The organism is Rhizobium sp. BK251, assembly GCF_004345245.1.
GTDB lineage: Bacteria > Pseudomonadota > Alphaproteobacteria > Rhizobiales > Rhizobiaceae > Rhizobium.
Genome location: NZ_SLUQ01000001.1, coordinates 691,487 through 711,273 on the forward strand (window position 1 = coordinate 691,487; position 19,787 = coordinate 711,273).

The window sequence follows — 19,787 nt, forward strand, 5'->3', positions numbered from 1 at the left end:
ATAGGCTCGCAAGTTCGAAACGGGAGCGTTGAATTGGAAGCGAAGACATCATCGACCGGTTACTCCGATGGAGAGGACGCCAGCGAGGGGATCGAGGTCAAGGGTGCGCGCCGTTCCCGCGTCAGCGGCATCGATCGTGCCCTGCAGATCATCGATTATCTCTACGAGACTGGCGCGCCGGCCGGTGGCTATGCCATCGCCAAGGCCGTGAAGGCGCCGCTGTCGACCATCTATGTCATCGTCGACGACCTCGTCGAGAAGAACATGCTGACCCGCAACAGCGACGGCACGATCTGGCTCGGCTCGAGGCTTTACCACTATGGCCTCGCCTATGCCCGCTCGCTGGATTTCATGAGCGTCGCCACCCACGAAATGCACGATCTCTGCCGCCAGTCCGGGGAGACCGTCCAGCTCTGCGGACGCGACGGCGACCACATGCTGGTGCTCGCCATGGCGGATGGTCCCAGCCATTTCCAGGTCACCTCCCGTGTCGGGACGCGCGTCCCGCTCAATTGGACCGCCTCCGGCCGGCTGCTGGTCGGGCACCTGTCGGAAGGTGACCGCATCGATCTTTTCAAGCGCTGCGCCCGTTCCTCGCCGACGGGTCGGGCGGATGTCGATCCGGACACCCTTTCTTCTGCCGCCGCGCGTGCCTTCGAGGCGCGTCTGTCGATCCAGGCAGGGGAGTCCGACTATGCGGTCGCCTGCATCGCATCCCCGATCTGCGACAGCGAAGGCAAGTGCATTGCGACCATTTCCATCGTCCTGCCGGAGCAGAAGGCCTTCGCCGACGAAGGCGGCTACACGAAGCGTGTGATGGCCTCCGCGGAAAAGATCGAGAGCCTGATGGGCTGGCGCAACCACTGAAATCCCCTTCGTCAATCCTGCAGCGCCACGATCGCTTCGATCTCGACGGTGATGTTGCCGGGCAGGGAGCCGAAGCCGACGGCCGAGCGGGCGTGTTTTCCCGCCTCGCCGAAGACCGCGACCATCAGGTCCGAGCAGCCGTTGATGACGCTCGGATGGTCGCCGAAGGTCGGCGTCGCGTTCACCATGCCGAGCAGCTTGACGACGCGCTTGACCCTTGAAAGGTCGCCGAGCGCCTCGTGCATGACGGCAAGCAGGTTGATGCCGGTAAGCCTCGCATGCCGGTAGGCCTCCTCGACGGCAACTTCGGCGCCGACCTTGCCCGAGTGCATGAACCCGTCGGCTTCCCTCGGTCCCTGGCCGGAAAGATAGAGGATATTGCCCTCGCGCACATGCGTCACGAAATTGGCGATCGGCGGCGGCGAGGCGGGAAGCTCGATGCCGAGCTCCGCGAGCCTCTCATAGGGCGAATTCGGCGCCCTTCCCGTTGTTGCTGAAGACGTGTTCACGCAAACTCCTGTCATGCGAAATTGTTGGCGACCGGCAGGGTGCTACCGGTAGGAATAACCGTGGCTGTGGCGAACGAGCTTGCGGGCGCGGGGCACGTACCGGCTTGCCGCGATAGCCTCATGGCCGATCACCGCGTAGCGCGGTTCGAAAAGACGCTTCAGCACCAAAACATCGCCGTTGGAATCCGTTGCCTCCAGGTCGGAATCGACGACGTCGAAGATCGTGAAGTCCGCGCGCGCGCCCTTCGACAGCCGGTCTTCCATCGAAAGCTTGATGACCGAGGCCGGCGCATGGGTGACGGCATTGACGACCGCGTCGAAAGGCATGCCGACCGACAGCAGCTTCGACATGGTGGTCGCAAGATCCCAGACCGGGAAGTTCATCGAGTGGCCGTGCAGGTCCGTCGAGATCGAGAAGGGCAGGAGGCCCCGCTGGATCGCGGCTTCCGCCACCTTGAAGGAGAAGGATGCCCCGCCATGGCCGATGTCGAGGCGGATGCCTTCGCCGGCGCAGCGTTCAGCGAGGTTGAAGAGGTCCTCGTCCTCCAGGATGCTCGAACCGGCCTTGCCGTTGAAGCAATGGGTAACGACGTCGCCAGGGCCGAGGATTTCCAGCACCTCGTCGTAGAGCGCCGGCGGCTCGCCGACATGCACCATCATCGGCACCTTGAGGATCTTGGCGATCTTCTTGCCGAGCTTGACCGGGGTCACACCCCAGGAGCCGGTGATGACGTGGCTGGCGCGCACCTTCAGGCCGACGATGTGCTCGCTGTTTTCGGCATAGCATTCGAGGATGCGGTCGAGGTCGATATCACGGATGTCGCGCAGCTCGGTGACCCGGTTGCAGGCGACGAGGCCGATCGAACCGAGGTTCAGGAACGCCTTGATGCGCTCGCGCGACGGCTCGATGATGTATTCGCGGAAGCCGTGGAAATTGGCCTCGCCGGCAGAGCCCGCGTCGACCAGCGTCGTCACGCCGCGCTCGGCGCCGCATTCGGACGGGCGGATCGAGATGTCGGTGCCGCCGTGCCAGATGTGGACGTGGAGGTCGGTCCAGCCTGGCGAGATCCATGCGCCCTTGCCGTCGATGCGGGTGACGTCGGTCGAAACGGCAAGCGCAGGGCCGAAGTCCGCAATGCGGCCGTCCGCGTCGACGAGAATGTCGATCGGGGCGGTGGGGGCCGCTGCGCCGAACGCCATGGGCTTCACATTGGTGAGCAGGAGCGGCTTGCCCGCTTTTTCACCGGTCATTTAAAGGTCCTTTCGAAGTCTTGGGTCGAGAATGTCCCTGAGCCCGTCGCCCACCATCTGGAGCGAGAGCACGGAAAGAATGATGGCGAAGCCGGGAAACAGCGTCATCCAGTCGGCCTGGCCGACATATTGCCGGCCGGCGGCGATCATCGTTCCCCAGGTCGGAATTTCGGGGCTGACGCCGAGGCCGAGGAACGAGAGACCCGCTTCGGCGAGCATCGCATTGGCGAAGAGGAAGGTGCCCTGCACCAGGATCGGCGAAAGCAGGTTGCGCAGCACGTGTCGCGTGAGGATGTGCGGCGTCGATATGCCGAGCGCGCGCGCCGCCTCCACATAGGGCAGTTCGCGGATCACCAGCGTCGAGGCGCGCACGACGCGGGCAAGGCGCGGCGCATAGACGATCGAAAGCGCGATGATGACCGTCGCGAGCGATGGGCCAAGGGCGGCGACCAGCGCAATCGCTAGAAGGATGTCCGGGAATGCCATCATCGCGTCGATCAGGCGCGCGATCGGCGTGTCGAGCCGCTGGAAGAAGCCGGCGAGAAGGCCGAGCGTGACGCCGATCACTGCTGAGAGCGTCACGACCGCAATGCCGACCATGAGCGACAGCCGCCCTGCATAGATGGTACGCGAGAAGACGTCGCGGCCGAACTCGTCGGTGCCGAAGAAGAACGTGCCGCTCGGCGGCTTCAGCCGGTTGACGATCGAAAGCTTCGACGGCGAATAGGGCGCCACCAGCGGCGCGAAGACGGCAAGCAGCACGAAGATCGTCAGGATCAGCAGGCCGAGGGCGACCGTCTTGCGCTTCAGGAGACGGCGGAGGAACTTGCTGCGGTCGCTTTGGACGGGTTTGGAAACGATGGCTGTCATCAGTAGCGCACCCTCGGATCCACGAGCAGATAGAGCATGTCGATCGCAAAATTGATCAGCACGTAGAGCGCGGCGATCACCAGAAGCGCGCCCTGGATGACCGGGTAGTCGCGGCGCAGCACGGCCGAGACGACGAGGCTGCCGACGCCCGGAAGGCCGAAGACGGTCTCGGTGACGACCGCCCCGGAGATCAGCACCGCCGCCGTCAGCCCGAGCACGGTCAGGATCGGGATGAGCGCGTTCTTCAGCGCGTGCTTCAGCACCACGCGGCGCTCGACGAGACCCTTGGCCCGCGCCGTACGGATATAGTCGTCGCCGAGCACGTCGAGCATCGAGGCACGCGTGAAGCGCAGGATGAGCGCCGAGGAGACGATGCCGAGCGCGATGGCCGGCAGGCTGAGATGATACATCCGCTCCAGGAACGTCGAGCCGGGGCCGCCATAGCCCGAGACCGGGAAGAGGTTGAAGCGCACCGCGAAGACCTGCATCAGGATGAGGCCGAGCCAGAAGCTTGGAATGCTCGCCGCCAGCATGGCGAGCGTCGTTGCCGCCTGGTCGACGAGGGAGCCACGTCGATGGGCGGCATAGATGCCGATCGGCAGCGCGATCGCGCTTGCGATGAGCAGCGAGAACAGAGTGAGGAAGAAGGTCGGCTCGGCGCGGTCAAGCAGCGCCGAGGTCACCGGCATGTTGAGGAAGATCGACTGGCCGAGATCGCCCTTCAGCAACGACCCGATGTAATAGGCATATTGCAGGCCGAGCGACTGGTCGAGGCCGAGACGGGTGCGCAGCTCCGCGATGTCCTGCGGTGTCGCATCGGGTCCGAGCATGACGGCGGCCGGGTCGCCCGGCGTCACGCGCACGATGATGAAGACGATCGTGACGACGAGGAACATCACGACGATCATGCCGAAGAGGCGCTGGAGAATGTAGCGTATCATGAGTGCCCGATCCGATTGCCTGAGGCGGCGCGCATGAAAAATGAAGGATACCGGCCGGTCAGGGCCGGTATCCAGCCTGGCGGATGGTTACTTCTTGATCGAAGCGTTCCAGAAGTACGGCCACGGAGCCGGATCAACGCCTTCAAGCTTGGTCGACTTCGCCGCGACGGCATTGAAGTCGCCGATCTTCATGAAGGGGGCTTCGTCATAGACCGTCTTCTGGACATTGGCCCAGAGCTCCGCGCGCTTGGCCGGATCCACCTCGGACGTGAACGCATCGACGACGCTCTTTCGTGCCGGCGTATCCCACCAGCCGGGCGAACTCGGCGAAAGCGAGCCGATCAGCGCCGGTTCCGGCAGGAAGGGGCTGTGGGTGATGTAGATGTCCCAGAGCTTGGGGTCGGTGCGGCGCTGGGTCAGTGTCGCCCAGTCGACCACCTGCATGTCGACGTTGAAGCCGGCGAGCTTCAGGTATTCGGCCGCCACCTGCGCCATCTTGTAGTGGAACTCGTACTGGCGGCTCGTCAGGATGCGCAGTGGCTCGCCGTTGTAGCCAGCCTTCTTCAGGGCCTCGGCAGCCCCTTCCGGGTCGGCGAGGTTGTATGCGCCCTCGACGCCCGCATCCGTGTGCCAGGCATAGGGCTCCGGATAGATGTCGCCGTCGAGCGCGTAGAAATCCGTGCTGCCGAAGGCGGCTGCCATCATGTCTTCCATGCTCAGCGCCTGGCGGATCGCCTTGCGGACCTCGACGTTCTGGGCCACGCCTTCCTTGGTGTTGAAGACGAAGACCGGATAGCCGAAGGGCTTCAGCATCACCGGCTGCGACGCCGTCGATCCCTTCAGCTTGTCGAAGGATTCGACAGGGATGGAATCGACATAGTCGTACTGGCCGGAGACCGCGGCCTCGACGCGGGTGTTGGGATCGGGAACCGGCACGAAACGGATCTCGTCGAGATACTGGTGGCGCGCGCCGCCGTAGCCATCGCTCTCGCCGTCGCGGGACTTGTAGCCGTCGAAGCGTACGAGCTGGATATACTGGTCGGCCTTGCGCTCCTTCAGCATGTACGGGCCGGTGCCGATGAACTCCTTCATCGGCTCGTCCTGCTTCTCGGAGGGAATGATGATCGCGGCCGAATTGTTGAAGGCGAGTAGCGAGGTCAGCGGCGCGTATGGCTGCTTCAGCGTGATCTTCACGGTGGCCGGATCGACAGCGGCGATGGATTCGATGAAGCCTCCGGCCTGCTTGCCGCGCGAGGCGAGCTTCGTCCAGCGCGTCAGCGAGGCGACCACGTCCTCGGAGGTCATGTCGCTATTGTCGTGGAACTTGATGCCGGTGCGCAGCTTGATGGTATAGGTTTTGCCGTCGGCGCTGATCTCGGGCAGGTTTTCAGCGAGAAGGGGCGTTACCTTCCAGCCCTTGTCGAAGGTGTAGAGCGTCTCGAAGATGTGCTGGGTGACGATGCCGACGAGATCGGCAGTGGACGACATCGGGTCGAGCGTCGGCGGCTCGCCGATCGTCGCGACATTGATGACGCCGCCCTTTTCCTGGGCCATCATGGTGGATGGCAGGGCAATGAGAGCGGTGCCGAGAAGGAATGCGACAAGGGTCTTCTTCATAAGGTACTCCCGGTTTCTATTTGTTCCACTATTGTGTTATATAAGTCTTTATAATAGACTATCGCCTCATCTCCCGCTGTCAACAGGGAAATGTTGCCCATGCACGGCTATGGGCGCGCGCGTGCATGGAAATCGAGGAGAGGGAGGTGAGGCTTGGAACAGCCAAGCGTCGTCTCGCGCGTGCAGCGGCAGAGCGAAAGCGCATAAAATAGCAAGCAATTATAATAGTTTATGTGAAATCCTCGATTGAGGAAGAACCTTTGCAGACGCGCAATGCGCTGCAGCCGGTTGCGGCTTTCGCGACCTAGAGGTCGATGATTCCGCGCTTTATCCCGAGTGCGACGGCGTGCGTTCGATCCTTGGCATGCAGCTTCGCAAGGATGCTCTTGACGTGTCCCTTGACCGTCTCCTCGCTTATCGACAGCTTCTCGCCGATCACCCGGTTCGAGTTTCCGCCGGCGATCAGCGAAAGAACGGACATCTCGCGGGCTGTCAGCGTGTCCTCGCCCGCATGGTCGGAGAGCTTTGCCGCAACCGTGGCCCCGACATATTTCTGGCCTCGCTGCACCGCCCTGATCGTGTCCAGCAGTTCGCGCCGAACCGAGCTCTTGAGGATATAGGCCTGCGCTCCGGCGTTGATGGCCCGGCTTGCCAACTGGTCGCCGTCATAGGTCGTCAGCACGATGATCCGTGCGGAAGGATGGCGGCTCTTGATCACCGCAAGCGCCTCCAGTCCGCCGAGACCGGGCATCTGCAGGTCGAGAAGCATTACATCCGGCATCAATGCCTCGAACTGGCTGATCGCTTCGTGCCCGTCCGCCGCCTCGCCGACGATGAGGATATCGTCCTGGCTTGCCAGAAGCGCGGCGATGCCCTCCCTGATCAGGTGGTGATCGTCGACCACAAGCACTTTGATCGGTTCGCGCGCCGTCATGCCCTGAGATTCCGTCCCCAGCCCCCGCGGGAGCCCTTTACCACAAGCTCGATCTTCGTTCCCTTGCCGGAGTGGCTTTCGATCAGCAGATGCGCGCCGATCTTCTCGGCCCTCTCCTTCATGCCCGCTAGGCCCCACCGTTTGCCGGACGCGCCGTCTTCTCCGGCGCCGGTGCGGATGCCGCTGCCATTGTCCTGCACCTGGATGCGCAGGTCCGTATCGGTGAAGATGAACTCGCAGTCGATGGAAGATGCGCCCGCATGCCTGAACGCATTCCTCAAGGCCTCGAGGACGATGCGATAGACGTCGTCCCTGACCTTGGGGTCGAGGTCGAAGGGCTGGCCGTGGACATCGAGCTTGAAGCTCGCCGCATTGCCGGGATTCAGTTTTGCCAGTTCGTCGGCCTCGCTTCTGACCGCTGCGACGATGTCGAAATCCGCGTGCGTGGAATCGCGGAGCGCCTGGACTGCGTTTCTTCCTTCGATGATGGCCTCGTCGCTCTTGTCGAGAACGACATCGAGCATCGCTGCGGCCGCCGCGGGCTGGTGGGGGAGGGAATGGCGCACCGCCTGAAGTCTGTAGATGAGGCCCTGGAAGCTTTGCAACAAGGTATCGTGCAGGTCCCGCGCCAGCCGGTTGCGTTCGCTTATCCTCTCCTGGAGGAGGATGTTGTATTGGGCGGCAACCTTGGCCACGCGGTAGCGGTAAAGCGAGACGAGGCCGGCCAGGAGAATGCCGATGACCGTCAGCCGCGCCCACCAGCTCTGCCACCACGGAGGCAGCACGACGATCTGCATGCTGGCGCCCGGCATGTTCCAGTTGCCGCGCGTGGTGGCAGCCTGGACGCGCAGCGTGAAGCTGCCGGCGGGGAGTGCCGCATAGCTGATCGTGCGCTGGTCACTGGTCGCCGCATGCCATTCGCTGTCGTAGCCCATGAGCTTGTAGCGGTAGCGCGTCGTTTCCGGGCTGCGATAGCTGAGCGCCGAGAAGGATACGGTCATGTCCCTCTCGTCATAGGGAACCGTAACCGCCGCAGGCTGATCGCCACTCGCATGCGTGAACTTGGGCGGCACCGCATTCGGCGGTGTCCCCACTTGCAGGTCGGTGAAGACGACGGGAGGCACGAATTCGTCATGGCCCAGGGCGCCTGCATTGTTGACGGTCGCTCCCGCAAAGCCGCCGAAGTACATCTTGCCCGATCGCCCGGAATTGCAAGCGTTCCACCCGGTGAGGTCGTTGCCGGGGAGCCCGTCCGCCGTGGTGTAGCTGTCGAAGCTCCGCTGGTTGACGTTCATCCTGGAAATGCCGCGGTTGGTGCTCATCCAGAGCTGGCCGTCATTGCCGCCGAGCAGGCAGCTGACGGCGTTCCCGGCAAGCCCGTCGCGTTCGTAGAACACGTCGAATTTTCCGCTCTCCACGTTCAGCCGGTTGAGGCCGTTCTGCGTGCCGAGCCATATGACTCCGCCGCCGGGTGCGTAGACCGAATTGACGACGTTGTTGCTCAGGCTTTGCGGGTCGTTGGCATCGTGCTTGTAGGCGGTGAACGTCGCGTCGCGCGGATTGAAGCTCACCAGTCCGGCGGTTGTTCCGAGCCAGAACCGGCCGTTCTCGTCCTCGACGATCGAAAAATACGCTTCGGCACTTGCCGAGGGATCCTGCTTGTAGGTCGTGAAATCCCCCGTCGCGGGGTCAAAACGGTTGATGCCGTTCCAGGTCGCAAGCCAGAGCTCGCCTGACCTGTCGACGAGGATCCGAGTAACGATGTCGCTGCTGATACCCTGCGGATTTGCGGCATCGTAGCGATATGCCTTGAATTGCCGCGTTGCCGGGTCGAAGGCATAAAGGCCGCCGCCGAGGCTGCCGATCCACAGCGTGCCATTGGAGTCTTCGGCGATGGCGAGGACTTCGATCGATGCATTCGGCCCGGCGGGCGTGAAGACCTCCACGGTCCGGGTCTGGGGGTCGAGCCGGTTCAGCGCGCCGCCGGCACCGAGCCAGATCGCGCCCGAGCGGTCCTCGTAGATCGTGTTGACGAGCGCCTCGCCGAGCTTGTCGACGTGGCCGGGCGAGGGCCAGAGCGTGCGAAATGGGGCGGCGTCCGTGGGGAAGCTGTTGGGCGGCGTTGCGTGCAGGCCGGTCCAGATATTGCCCTCGGCATCCTCGAACAGCGCGATCACGCGGTTCTCGGAAAGGCTCTGAGGATCGTTCGGATCATTCTTGTAGCGAATGAACCGCATGTTGTCGCGATCGAAGCGAAGAAGGCCCGCGCCCATCGTCGCCAGCCAGATGTTGCCGTCGCTGGCCTCGAGGATAGCGTAGACGCCGGTCAGGCTCTTGCCGCCGTCCTGCCCCGCGAAGGCATAGCGTATGAGCTTGTTTTCCTTGCGGTCGTAGACGGCAAGGCCGTTTCCGGAGCCGTAGATCACCCAGAAAGTGCCGTGCCTGTCCTCGTGGAAGGAAAATTCCCGCACCTCCTCGCGCAGCGTTATGCGCCTGGTCACCTTGCCGGTCGCCCGGTCGAATGCCTCGAGCCCCGCGCTGGTGGCGACCCAGAATGTCCCTTCGCGGTCCTCACCGGAGGACTTCACGTCGTCGCTCGAAAGGCTCGCCGGATCCTTGGGATCATGGCCGAACCGCACGGCCTTTCCGCTTTTCGGATCGAGGCGGTAGAGCCCGCGTCCGGTCGAAAGCCAGAGGTTTCCCTGCCGGTCCTCGCTGATATGGATGACGGTCGGGTTTGCCGGATCGAAGGAGTAATGCCGGAAGGTTTCGGTCGCCTTGTCGAAGGCATCGAGGAACTGGTCGCTGCCGACCCAGATCGTCCCCGACCGGTCCTTGAACAGCGAATAGATGAAGATGCCGCTCAGGCTGTCGGGCTGTCCTTGCTCGTGCTTGAAGACGCGAAAGCCGTAGCCGTCGTAGCGGTTCACGCCGTGCTGCGTGCCGAACCAGAGATAGCCGTCATTGTCCTGGACGATGTGCGAGACGCGCGTCTGCGACAGTCCCTGGGAAAGGCTGAGCTTGCGGAACCTGATGTCGTTTCCGTCCTGCACCGGAATGTCGACGATCTCCGGATCGACCGCGGCCACAATGACGGCAGGCTTCTCCTGCGCCATGGTCGGGCTGGAAAGCATGACGGGGATGACGAGGAGCACCGCGCAGAAAGCAGTCCGGAGCAATGCCTTGGCGCCCCCCGAGAGCGCCCTGACCGTCGACGGCAGGTCAGGCAGGACGCCGCGCCACCCTTCGATGCGCGGCTCCGAAACTCGGTCTGAGGGCATTGGCGACATAGGGAATGCTATCGGTCAGATGGACTGGGGCCGAGCTTGCCCACCAGTTCGCGCAAGGCTCGGGTCTGTGCAATCAATCTGGTGGCCGTCAGCTTCGCGGCTTCCGCATCTGGTTCCCTGGCATTGAGCCAATTGAAATTTGCATGCACGCCGATGCAGATGATGCCGACGAGGCGGCTTATGTCCTGCAAATCTTCCGTAGACAGCTGGATGCCGTGCAAGCGAATGGCATCGGCGCCGCTCTGGTTGCCTTCGATCTGGCCCAGTGCTCCGAACAGGTCGCGCGAGCCGTCATAGACCTCGGCGTCGAGCAAGTCGCAAAGCATGTCTGGCTTGATGGAACTCATCTTGCGTCACCTTCTGGCAGAACGAGGATTCGCGGCAAGACTTGGCTCTTTGGTAGTGTCTTCAGGCGACAATACCTGGCCGAGTGATGTTGCCTCGGTGCCTTTTCTTAAGCTTCCATAGTAAAATCTAATATGCGCTAGTCCACCCTCGAAAGAGGGGGGATGCGAGATCCGTTTCGAGAGTTCCAGTTTACCCCTCTTTCGAGGGGTTTGCCGCCAGAGGGCGCGGGCACCCGGTTAGTGCGCCGTGCCGTCCACGATGACGTGGTCGTGGTCCATCGAGCATTTTTCGATGCGGGCATGGACCTTGTAGACCTCGCGCAGCATCTCGACGGTCACCACCTCGCGCGGCTCGCCGCAGGCCCGCATCCGGCCGTTGGCGATCACCAGCACCTTGTCGGCGAAGCGGAGCGCCTGGTTGATGTCGTGGATGGCGATCAGCACGATCATGCCTCTGGTACGCGCCTGCCGCCGCATGAAGTCGAGCACCTCGACCTGCCGGTGAAGGTCGAGCGCGCTTGTCGGCTCGTCCATCAGCATGATTTCCGGCTCGCGCACCAGTGCCTGGGCGATAGAGACCAGCTGGCGCTGGCCACCGGACAGCGCGCCGAGATCGCGAAAGGCGATCGAAGTGATGTTGAGCGCTTTCATGATCTCGTCGATCAGGCGCAGGTCGCCGTCGCTGACGGCCCAGGACTGCCCCTGCTTGCGGGCAAGCAGGATGGATTCGTAGACGGTCAGAACGGCGTTGGCGGAGGTGTCCTGCGGCATGTAGCTGATGGCGTTTTTCGCGCTCGTGCCCTCGACGACCACTTCCCCGGGGCCGCGCAGCAGGCCGGTGATGCGCTTGAAGAGCGTCGACTTGCCGGCAGCATTCGGACCGATGACGGCAATCAGTTCGCCCGACGTCATCACCGGGGTCGTCACGTCCTCTACGAAGAGCTTGCGGCCGTGATAGGCGCCGACCGATTGCAGTTGCAGCGCTACCATGAGCGGCTCCGGTTCGAGAGGATCAGCGAGAAGAAGAAGGGTACGCCGACAAGTGCCGTGATGATGCCGATCGGGAAGACGACGCCCGGAATGATCGACTTCGACACGATCGAAGTGAGCGAGAGCAGCAGCGCACCTGACAGGATCGAGCCGGGCAGGAAGAAGCGCTGGTCCTCCCCGAGGATCATCCGGGCGATATGCGGGCCGACGAGGCCGACGAAGCCGATGGTGCCGACGAAGCTCACCGGCACGGCAGCGAGCAGCGAGATGATCAGCATGGTTTCCAGCCGGATGCGCCGGACATTGACGCCGAAGCTTGCCGCCTTGTCCTCGCCGAGACGGATTGCGGTCAGCGCCCAGGCATGGCGGGCAAAGAGCGGCAGCGCGATCAGGAGCACCGCAAGCGTCACCCCGATCTTCGGCCAGGTGGCCTTGGTAAGGCTGCCCATCGTCCAGAAGACGACGGCCGACAGCGCCTGCTCGGAAGCGAGGTACTGCACGAAGGCAAGCAACGCGTTGAAGGTGAAGACCAGCGCGATGCCGAGCAGGATGACGGTCTGGACCGAGACGCCGCGCGCCTGCGAGATGAAATGGATGAAGAGCGTCGCGACCAGCGCCATGATGAAGGCATTGACGGGCACGAGCATGCCGGCGGCGACCGGCAGCAGCGGTACGCTGGTGACGATCGCGAGCGCCGCGCCGAAGCTCGCCGCCGCCGAGATGCCGAGCGTGAAGGGGCTCGCAAGCGGATTGGCGAGGATGGTCTGCATCTGCGCGCCGGCGACCGAAAGGGCCGCACCCACGACGATCGCCATCACGGCGACCGGCATGCGGATGTTCCAGACGACCGCCTGCACCTGCGGAGAGACGGAGGAGGGGTCGAGGAGCGCCGAGACCACTTCCCCGAGGCCGTATCGCGCCGGTCCCCAGGCAAGGTCTACCGCAAAGGACAGACAGAGCGCAGCCGCCATGGCGGCGAGGATGACGAGCTTGCGCCGGGCAAGGGCGCGATAGCGCTCCCGCCCGGCCTCGGCGTCGATCGGTGTCGCGGCCACTTCGGCCATCTGCCCTTACTCGCCGACCTGGGCGTCGACCCAGTAGCCTGGCTGGTAGGCGACCGGCAGGAACTTCTCGTGGAACTCCTTGAAGGTCGCATCAGGATCGAGATCGGCAAACAGCTCGGGGTGGAACCACTTCGCCATCTGCTGCACGGCGACGAACTGGTAGGGGCTCGTATAGAACTGGTGCCAGATCGCGTGCACGTTGCCGTTCGCGACTGCCTTGGAGCCGGTGAAGGCCGGCGCCTCGACCAGCGCGTTCAGCGCCTTGCGGCTGTCGTCGGCGGTCGCAGCCGCGGCCGGGCCGACATTGACGTAGTTCTTGGCGTCCTTGGTCTGGCTCCAGTTGGAGCCGGTGGCGACGATGATATCCGGGTTGGAGGCGACGACCTGCTCGGCATTGATCGAACCGGTGTAGCCGGGAAGGAAATCGGAGCCGAGATTGTGGCCGCCGGCCCAGTCCACCATCAGGCCGAAATTGTCGGGGCCGAAGGTGCCACAGCACTCGACGAGGCCGGCCGCGCGGTACATGAAGACATTCGGCTTCGGCGGATTGGCTTCCTTCAGCTTGTCGGTCACGCGCGCCATCTGCTCCTTCCAGTAGGCGGCGACGGCTTCGGCGCGATCCTCATGGCCGAAGATCTTGCCGAGGATCTTCAGGCTCGGCTCGGTGTTGGCGAGAATGTGCTCCCGGAAATCGATGTAGACGATCTTGACGCCGATGCCGCTCAGCATGTCCTCGAGCTTGACCTCGTCGGCAGCCGCCTTGTTACCGATGGGCAGGAGCATGACGTCCGGATGCAGCGTGACAACCGTCTCCGTCTGCAGCGTGCCGTCGGTCAGGTTGCCGAGGAAGGGCAGCTCCTTGCCTTTCGGGAACTTCGCAACATAGGTCTCGAAGCCGTCCTTGTCGGTCGTCCAGAGGTCATTGCGCCAGCCGACGATCTTGGCGAAGGGATCCTCCTTCTCGATCGGTGCGACGGCATAGAGCATCCGGCCTTCACCCAGGATGACGCGCTCGACAGGCTTGTCGAAGGTGACCTCGCGGCCGGCGACGTCGGTAATGGTGAAGGACTGCGCCATGACCGGTGCGGACAGAAGCGTCGCGAGCAGGAATGCTGAAGTTGCAAGCCGTTTTACAAGATTCATCTGGAAACTCCCCCGGTGCCTGATAATGTCCGCAGGCATAAGAAATATGACTTTGTGAATCAAGTTTTATGTTTTAGAGACTTTCCAAACTATTCGGATTGCCGGGGCACCAGTATGAATTCGATGAACTCCAACTATTCCATTCGCGATGAAATCCGGGACTTCTGGTCGGATCGCGCGGCGACGTTCGACGAGAGCGTCGGCCACGAAATCTTTTCCGAGGCAGAGCGGAATGGTTGGCGCCGGCTGATCCGCAAGCACCTCGGCGAGGGGCAGGGGCGCGACGCACTCGATCTTGCCTGCGGCACTGCGGTGATCTCGCACCTGATGCACGACACCGGCTTCAAGGTGACGGGGCTCGACTGGTCGGACGCCATGCTCTCGCAGGCGCGCGCCAAGGCGAAGAAGCGCGGCACGGACATCCGCTTTGTTTCCGGTGACGCCGAAAACACCATGGAGCCGAAGGAAAGCTACGACGTGATCACCAACCGCCACCTGGTCTGGACGCTGGTCGATCCGCCGAAGGCATTTGCGGAGTGGTTTTCGGTATTGAAGCCCGGCGGCAAGGTGCTGATCGTCGACGGCAACATGGGCAAGGAGACCTGGGTCAAGGGCCCGCAGAAGCTCTGGACGAAGGTAAGCGGCAATCAGCCGGCAAGCCACATGACGCCGGCAATGATGGCGCGGCACCAGAATATTCGCTCGCGCGTCTATTTCTCCGACCAGATGCCGGCGCAGGCCGTCGTCGACCTGCTGCACAAGGCCGGCTTCGAGAAGGTCACGGTCGATCGCAAGCTTTCCGACATCCACTGGGCGCAAGCGCGCAAGATGCCGTTCCTTCGCGGCCTCGAGCGACTGGTGCAGGATCGCTATGCGATCTGTGCCGTCAAGCCGAAGTAGGACGCACTTCGGCACCATCGAACATCGTCCGCCGATGCGTGGACCGGAGCGCTGGCGGAGGAGTTATCGGCGGCCGAAGAGCCGGGAATTCGCCCGCATCCGGCGCACGACGGACGCCTGCCTCGAAAGGTTCTGCTGCTCGGGAGTTGCGGCAATGGTGGACGGCGACGGCTGTTCGGCAGGCTCTGCCGGCCGGTAGGTATAGTTGTCGGCGCGGCGCCAGGCCTCGACCCGCGCTTCGCATTCGGCGGGATCGGCTGCTTCCATGAGCAGCCAGGCCCGGCTCACTTCGCCCTGCAGTTCCACCAGGTGCGGATAGAAGCGTTCCAGCACGAAGACGGCATCGAGGAAATCCATGCCGAGGCTCGTCAGGGTGGCGGCGAGCTGCTGGCCGGAAAGGTCCAGCATGACGCGATCGGCAAGCCAGCGGCTCGTGGAAAGCGCATCGGCAAGTGCTACGGAAAACTGGGTCGCGTCGCGCAGGCGCGCGAAGCGCACGAGAAGCGCCGACTGCACGTCGGAGAGGCTGCGCAGCCCCAGCCGATCGTCGTCGTGCTCGGCAAGCTGGTGCGCGATCTGCTTGATCCTGCGCCGCAGCGTCTCTTCGTTTGCAAGCCGCAGGGCTTCGGCCTCGTCGCGGGCCGGCGATGGCGCGGGTGTCATGGCAGGCGACTCCATTTCCGGCTCTCCGGCTGCCACCCGGCGCAGTTCCGCCTGGTTGATGCCGACGAGCGCATCGATGACCTTCGGCGAAAGCGAATCCCGGCTGACGATCGCGCGGGCATGGGCAGCACCCTGGGTGCGGGCGATGGTGATGAGCACCTCGTCGTCGATTGCCTGGGGACCAGCAAGGAAGGGGGCCGCGATTTCGATCGGCTGGCTGCCGATGAAAAGCGCGACTGCCGGCGGCACATGCGGGCACTGCGAAAGGGCGGCCACTGCCTGGCGCTTGGCCTCGTCGGTGGAGGCCTGGAAGAGCGGCGTGAAGAGTTCGGCGAACTGGCGCAGCTGCGATTTTGAAGGATAGGCGATCCCCTCAAAACTACTCACCGTCGCCATCAACACCACATCCTTCTTCCGGACAGCCGCAGGTCCCTCAAGCTCTCGAAATTGGTCAGTCACGTGAACACCCATCAAACGCGAAACAAAGACGGCAAACCAACCTCAGGAAGATGTACTGACGGTCAGACACCCCGGCAGTGATGCAAAGACAGGTCCCCGAACTTTGGTCTCCGAAACTGTCCCGCTCGAATCCGCGTTCATGCGGAAATATTCGTCCAATCTGGCTGGCTGGAAGCGTAAGGCGGGGAGGGTTAATGCTTCGTTTAGATTTTATTAAAATCCAAATAAAACTTGCCCGTTCTGCGTGCGATGGCCGCGCGGCAGTTCCGCCGCCTCGCAGGCATGGGCGGCCAGTGCGTGGCATTGTGAGGGTCTGTGGAAAGCAATCTTGACGTGTATCGCCCAGCAAAATCCTGCGGGTCCGCGTTGGGGCCGACGAACGCCGAGGGCACGGCGGCAAAAGTCACCGGCGGATGGCTAGGATGAGGAATTCGGGAGGCTGGATAACGCGCTCAGAGCGCCTTGTGAGACCGCAATGCGCCCAGCAGTTTCTCGCTCGTATTGAAGCCGGACTGATAGAGATCGATCGCGGTGGAGGCGGCGAAATTCGCTTCCGTGCTGTTCGGGTCGATCCGCCTTTCGACGCACCACGACGCAAGGACTCCACGCAGGATGTCCACGTCCTCAGGTGCGAAAGGAGAAGGAAAAAGCAAAGACATCATCAGCCCTCCGAAGAAAGAGCCCGTATGATCCCTCCGGCGCTCATCGCCATGAAAACCCTACAGCCAAGGACACCATACGCTTGTTTGACCGGCGCGCAATTTGTTTATCTGCGGCGCATTGGTCCGGCCGCCGGCCTGACGCCTGGCTAGCCGCGCATCTCGCGCAGTTGCGCCCCTGGATTCCACGCCGTTCACGAAATCGGCATCGCGAAACCAAAGTGCTTCCTGCCGCGTTTATGTCTCGTTACGGCGTGATGACTGCCGACATCGCGTTGGATTAGCAATGTGTTAACTATGCTGTGTCTCTATGCGGAGGAAGGTGCGATTTGTACGCTTCTATTGTCGAAAGTTCACGCGGATACAAGAAATAGAATCCGCGCCACGGTATCTAACGCAATGTGAGAGCCGTGAGAAAGGTGCGAATGCTTCCCGGGGGACGAGCCCCTCAAGGAAGACGCACCGGCCCGCAGAAGGCGGGCAGGATGAGATTAATCGCAACTTCATCCGTCTCGGGCCTAGATGGAGACGAGAATGGCAATTGTTGTAGAACTGGCGGACAGGCAGTCTCAAATGCCGCGCCGCCCCATGAAGGGCCCTGTCGAGGCCAAGATCCTTCTTTTCACCGGCGTTCGCTATGAACGCCTCGACGAGCCGACAACTCGCAGTGCCAACTCCGCTTTCCAGGCGAAGAAGAAGCATTGAAAGGCGGCGACGCGACTACTCCCCGCCGAATTCGCTGCATCCCGCTTCAGCGAGAAATGCTTTGGCCGCGTCGTCAAAACTAGCCTGCGGCGCAAGCGTCCGCAGCACGGCATAGCCATCCGGCCGTGCCATCTCCACGAGGATCGTCTGCTGTAGTGATTGCGGCAGGGCTTTTCGAAGCGTCGTCAGTTGCACCGGCGAGCCGACCAGCACGTCGACGATACCGCCGACCGACGTCCGGTCGTTCATGCTGAAAACCTCGTTCGAAGCGCTGTCGTAGATCGCCAGCGACCAGAAGGGCACGTTGCCCTTGGCGCTGAAGCGCATCGGCGTCTCCTCGAGATCGAAGGCGCAGACCGCGGTCTTCACGTAGGGATCACCATTTGAGAGGCCGCTCGAATCCGGTTTTCCGTCGAGCAGGTGAAACTCGTTGAGGTCGCCCTCCGCCTCGACGCGCGTATAGGCGTCGCGACCGGTGAAGTGCGGCAGCGCCAGGATGATCACGAGATGCAGAAGTGCGGCGCCGAAAATGCCGGCGAGGACGGCGAAAACGACCCTAAGCATTGCCGCACCCGGTCTTTTCGAGCTGCGGCATGGTGAGGTCGATCAGGCCGGAGCTGCCGGCCGTCGGCGTGTCGAAGAGCGTCAGCACCAGCCGGAAACTGTCTGAGCTCGGCAGCGCCAGCCAGTTTCCCGACCGCGCCTGCCGAGACAGCATCACGGTAAAGCTGCTGTCGGGATTGCGTAGCACCGTCCAGGAATTGAGCGCCGAGGGAAGGCCGGTGCCCGCCTCGAGCGGCTCGCCCCGCGCATCGGCCGTGAACAAGGTCCAGAGTCGCGCCGGTGGCGTCTGGCCGGTCAGCCGATAGCTGCACGCGGCCGAGAGCCTTTCGCCCGCATCGTCGACCGTGGCGGAGAAGGTGAGGCCCTCTGCGGTGCCATAGAGCAGCTTGCCGGCGCGGGCGCGGTGAGACTTCGCATAGGGGTCGGCATCGGCCGTCTGCAGAGCGGGAAAGGCCTCCCATGCGCCGAGCTTGATCGCACCGAAACCCGCCGTCGCGTCGAGCGCGGACAGCGTGAAAAGGATGCCGCCTCCAAAGGCGATCGTCAGGCAGAGCGCGACAAGAAGCGGAACCCGGAACACTTGGCCAACCTTGTAACAAATCGGACCAAAGGGGTAACACTGATTCTGGTCGGCGGCAAAGAGGTGGGTGGCGCGCCTGCACGTCCGGTCAGGATTTCAACGTGGTGTTCCGGCAGAACCATTGCGGCGCGTCCGGTGCGCGCCGCAAGGTCGGTGTCGGAGCGAGGCTCAGTTGACGAGCGGGGTCTTCGGGTCTTTTCCGCATGCGACCCGGCCGTATATCTCGAAGGTCGTCTCGGGCACGACGCCGCCATGCATGCTGCAGACCCGCGCATCCCGCCAGTAGCGGTTCATGATATTCTCGGAGAATGCGAGCGAGCCGCCGGAAGCGCCGGCAAGCAGGTCGATCGCCTCGCGGATCATTTGGTTTGCAAAGCCGGCATCACGCCAGATGCGTGCCCGTTCGGGAACGCTCATGCGCGTACCCGCCGCCGCATAGGCATCGAGGTGGTCGACGGAGCGCCGCAGGAGCAACTCGGCTGCGTCGATCTTGGCGGAGGCTTCCGAGATCTGGAGGTGGGTGACGGCGGCTTCGTCCTGCTTTTCGTAGAACAGGAAGGCGATGGGCTTCTGCGAAGATTTGTCGATGAAATAATCCAGCGCCCCCTTTGCTATGCCGAGGGTCGGGAAGACGAGCTTGGTCGCCATGTAGGGCATGGCGTCGAGACGGTAGAGGGCCTCGTCGTTCTTGTGGGTCGCGGCATAGTCGCCCTTTATCAGGCGGCTGTACATTGCAAGTCGCTCGTCCGGGACAAAGACGTCCCTCACCGCGACACTGGTGCTGCCGGTGCCGCGCAGGCCCATCGTTTCCCAATCGTTGAGGGTCGTTATCTCCGATACGGGGATCAGTGCCGCCGCGCTGTCGACCACCGTGCCGCTGTCATCGGGATAGGGGATGCCCAGCAGATCCCATTGGGAGTGGTAGATGCCGCTGTTGAAGCTCCAGAGGCCTTCCTCGATGATGATGCCGCCCTTGACGCGACGGGTCTTCGACTTGCGCGGCGTCATGACCATGGCCGCACGCGCCGGCTGGCCCGTGCCGAACACGCTGTCGACCACGTGCCGGGGATAGACCGCGGCGGTCATCCAGGCCGCGCCGGAAAGCAACATCAGCGTCCAGGCAGCGGAGCCATCGCCGCGGGCGATCTCCACCACCACGTCCATCATCGTGTGGAACGAACTCTGCAGGCCGCCATAGGCCTTCGGCACGACCATGTCGAAGAAGCGCGCGGCCTGCATGTTGGCGATCGTCGAATCGGGAAGCCTGCCCAGCTTCTCCGTCTCGGCACTGCGCGAACGCAGGACCGGAATGAGTGAGGAGGCGGTTGCAACGAGGTTCTTGTCGGCCTCGCTGCGGCCTTGCAGCCCCGGCATGCTTGGAGTGACGTTCATGGATGGCTCCTGCAATCTGTTAGGGGCAGCCGGATCCGCGAT

At 63.1% G+C, this 19,787-nt stretch carries 19 protein-coding genes; 3 read left to right on the forward strand and 16 right to left on the reverse strand.

Annotation, left to right across the window (positions count from 1 at the left end):
* Nucleotides 1-33: 33 nt before the first annotated feature.
* Nucleotides 34-867 carry an IclR family transcriptional regulator gene (locus tag EV286_RS03355; protein WP_132955577.1) on the forward strand — a complete coding sequence of 278 codons (834 nt, stop codon included), beginning with the start codon at nt 34-36 and terminating at the stop codon, nt 865-867.
* A gap of 11 nt (nt 868-878) precedes the next feature.
* On the opposite strand, the gene EV286_RS03360 is transcribed toward EV286_RS03355, so the two are convergent.
* The 11 genes from EV286_RS03360 to EV286_RS03410 form a co-directional block, all read right to left on the reverse strand.
* Nucleotides 879-1,391, reverse strand: coding sequence for a RidA family protein (locus EV286_RS03360; RefSeq protein WP_132955578.1), 513 nt, complete (start codon nt 1,389-1,391; stop codon nt 879-881).
* Between the two features lie 27 nt (nt 1,392-1,418).
* The gene (locus EV286_RS03365) at nt 1,419-2,627 is read right to left on the reverse strand and encodes an amidohydrolase/deacetylase family metallohydrolase (RefSeq protein WP_132955579.1); all 1,209 of its coding nucleotides are present in this window, start codon (nt 2,625-2,627) and stop codon (nt 1,419-1,421) included.
* Nucleotides 2,628-3,497 carry an ABC transporter permease gene (locus EV286_RS03370; protein WP_132955580.1) on the reverse strand — a complete coding sequence of 290 codons (870 nt, stop codon included), beginning with the start codon at nt 3,495-3,497 and terminating at the stop codon, nt 2,628-2,630. It abuts the gene before it with no gap.
* Nucleotides 3,497-4,438, reverse strand: a complete 942-nt coding sequence (locus tag EV286_RS03375; RefSeq protein ID WP_165932769.1) for an ABC transporter permease — start codon at nt 4,436-4,438, stop codon at nt 3,497-3,499. Before EV286_RS03375 ends, EV286_RS03370 begins: the two co-directional genes overlap by 1 nt.
* Nucleotides 4,439-4,525: 87 nt before the next feature.
* The gene (locus tag EV286_RS03380; RefSeq protein WP_132955581.1) at nt 4,526-6,055 is read right to left on the reverse strand and encodes an ABC transporter substrate-binding protein; all 1,530 of its coding nucleotides are present in this window, start codon (nt 6,053-6,055) and stop codon (nt 4,526-4,528) included.
* A 304-nt stretch (nt 6,056-6,359) separates the two neighbouring features.
* Nucleotides 6,360-6,989, reverse strand: coding sequence for a response regulator transcription factor (locus tag EV286_RS03385; protein WP_132955582.1), 630 nt, complete (start codon nt 6,987-6,989; stop codon nt 6,360-6,362).
* Nucleotides 6,986-10,270, reverse strand: coding sequence for a sensor histidine kinase (locus EV286_RS03390; protein ID WP_165932770.1), 3,285 nt, complete (start codon nt 10,268-10,270; stop codon nt 6,986-6,988). Before EV286_RS03390 ends, EV286_RS03385 begins: the two co-directional genes overlap by 4 nt.
* 17 nt (nt 10,271-10,287) lie before the next feature.
* The gene (locus EV286_RS03395) at nt 10,288-10,626 is read right to left on the reverse strand and encodes a hypothetical protein (RefSeq protein ID WP_132955584.1); all 339 of its coding nucleotides are present in this window, start codon (nt 10,624-10,626) and stop codon (nt 10,288-10,290) included.
* Nucleotides 10,627-10,863: 237 nt separating this feature from the next.
* On the reverse strand, nt 10,864-11,616 hold the full coding sequence (locus tag EV286_RS03400; RefSeq protein ID WP_132955585.1) for an ABC transporter ATP-binding protein: 753 nt from the start codon (nt 11,614-11,616) through the stop codon (nt 10,864-10,866).
* Nucleotides 11,610-12,680, reverse strand: a complete 1,071-nt coding sequence (locus EV286_RS03405) for an iron ABC transporter permease (protein ID WP_132955586.1) — start codon at nt 12,678-12,680, stop codon at nt 11,610-11,612. The genes EV286_RS03400 and EV286_RS03405 overlap by 7 nt, the downstream gene beginning before the upstream one ends.
* A 6-nt stretch (nt 12,681-12,686) precedes the next feature.
* Nucleotides 12,687-13,823 (reverse strand): ABC transporter substrate-binding protein, encoded by a 1,137-nt coding sequence (locus EV286_RS03410; protein WP_132955587.1) that lies wholly within the window; start codon nt 13,821-13,823, stop codon nt 12,687-12,689.
* 114 nt (nt 13,824-13,937) lie between these two features.
* Here EV286_RS03410 and EV286_RS03415 point away from each other — a divergent pair, with 114 nt between their 5' ends.
* Nucleotides 13,938-14,723, forward strand: coding sequence for a methyltransferase domain-containing protein (locus tag EV286_RS03415; protein WP_132955588.1), 786 nt, complete (start codon nt 13,938-13,940; stop codon nt 14,721-14,723).
* A gap of 63 nt (nt 14,724-14,786) precedes the next feature.
* Here the strand turns inward: EV286_RS03415 and EV286_RS03420 are convergent, their stop codons facing one another.
* Together EV286_RS03420 and EV286_RS03425 are read right to left on the reverse strand one after the other, a co-directional pair.
* Nucleotides 14,787-15,845 (reverse strand): DUF2336 domain-containing protein, encoded by a 1,059-nt coding sequence (locus tag EV286_RS03420; RefSeq protein ID WP_207909716.1) that lies wholly within the window; start codon nt 15,843-15,845, stop codon nt 14,787-14,789.
* A gap of 452 nt (nt 15,846-16,297) precedes the next feature.
* Nucleotides 16,298-16,504 carry a hypothetical protein gene (locus EV286_RS03425; protein ID WP_132955719.1) on the reverse strand — a complete coding sequence of 69 codons (207 nt, stop codon included), beginning with the start codon at nt 16,502-16,504 and terminating at the stop codon, nt 16,298-16,300.
* 534 nt (nt 16,505-17,038) lie between these two features.
* On the opposite strand from EV286_RS03425, the gene EV286_RS31855 reads away from it, so the two are divergent.
* On the forward strand, nt 17,039-17,209 hold the full coding sequence (locus tag EV286_RS31855) for a hypothetical protein (protein ID WP_165932771.1): 171 nt from the start codon (nt 17,039-17,041) through the stop codon (nt 17,207-17,209).
* Between the two features lie 15 nt (nt 17,210-17,224).
* Here EV286_RS31855 and EV286_RS03430 read toward each other — a convergent pair whose 3' ends face one another.
* The 3 genes from EV286_RS03430 to EV286_RS03440 all read right to left on the reverse strand — a co-directional run bounded on the left by EV286_RS03430 (nt 17,225) and on the right by EV286_RS03440 (nt 19,745).
* Entirely contained in the window at nt 17,225-17,773 is a 549-nt protein-coding gene (locus EV286_RS03430; RefSeq protein ID WP_132955590.1) for a DUF1254 domain-containing protein, read from the reverse strand.
* Nucleotides 17,766-18,353, reverse strand: coding sequence for a DUF1214 domain-containing protein (locus tag EV286_RS03435; protein WP_132955591.1), 588 nt, complete (start codon nt 18,351-18,353; stop codon nt 17,766-17,768). The genes EV286_RS03430 and EV286_RS03435 overlap by 8 nt, the downstream gene beginning before the upstream one ends.
* 168 nt (nt 18,354-18,521) lie before the next feature.
* Complete coding sequence (locus EV286_RS03440; RefSeq protein ID WP_207909717.1) at nt 18,522-19,745, reverse strand: acyl-CoA dehydrogenase family protein; 1,224 nt, start codon at nt 19,743-19,745, stop codon at nt 18,522-18,524.
* Nucleotides 19,746-19,787 lie beyond the last annotated feature (42 nt).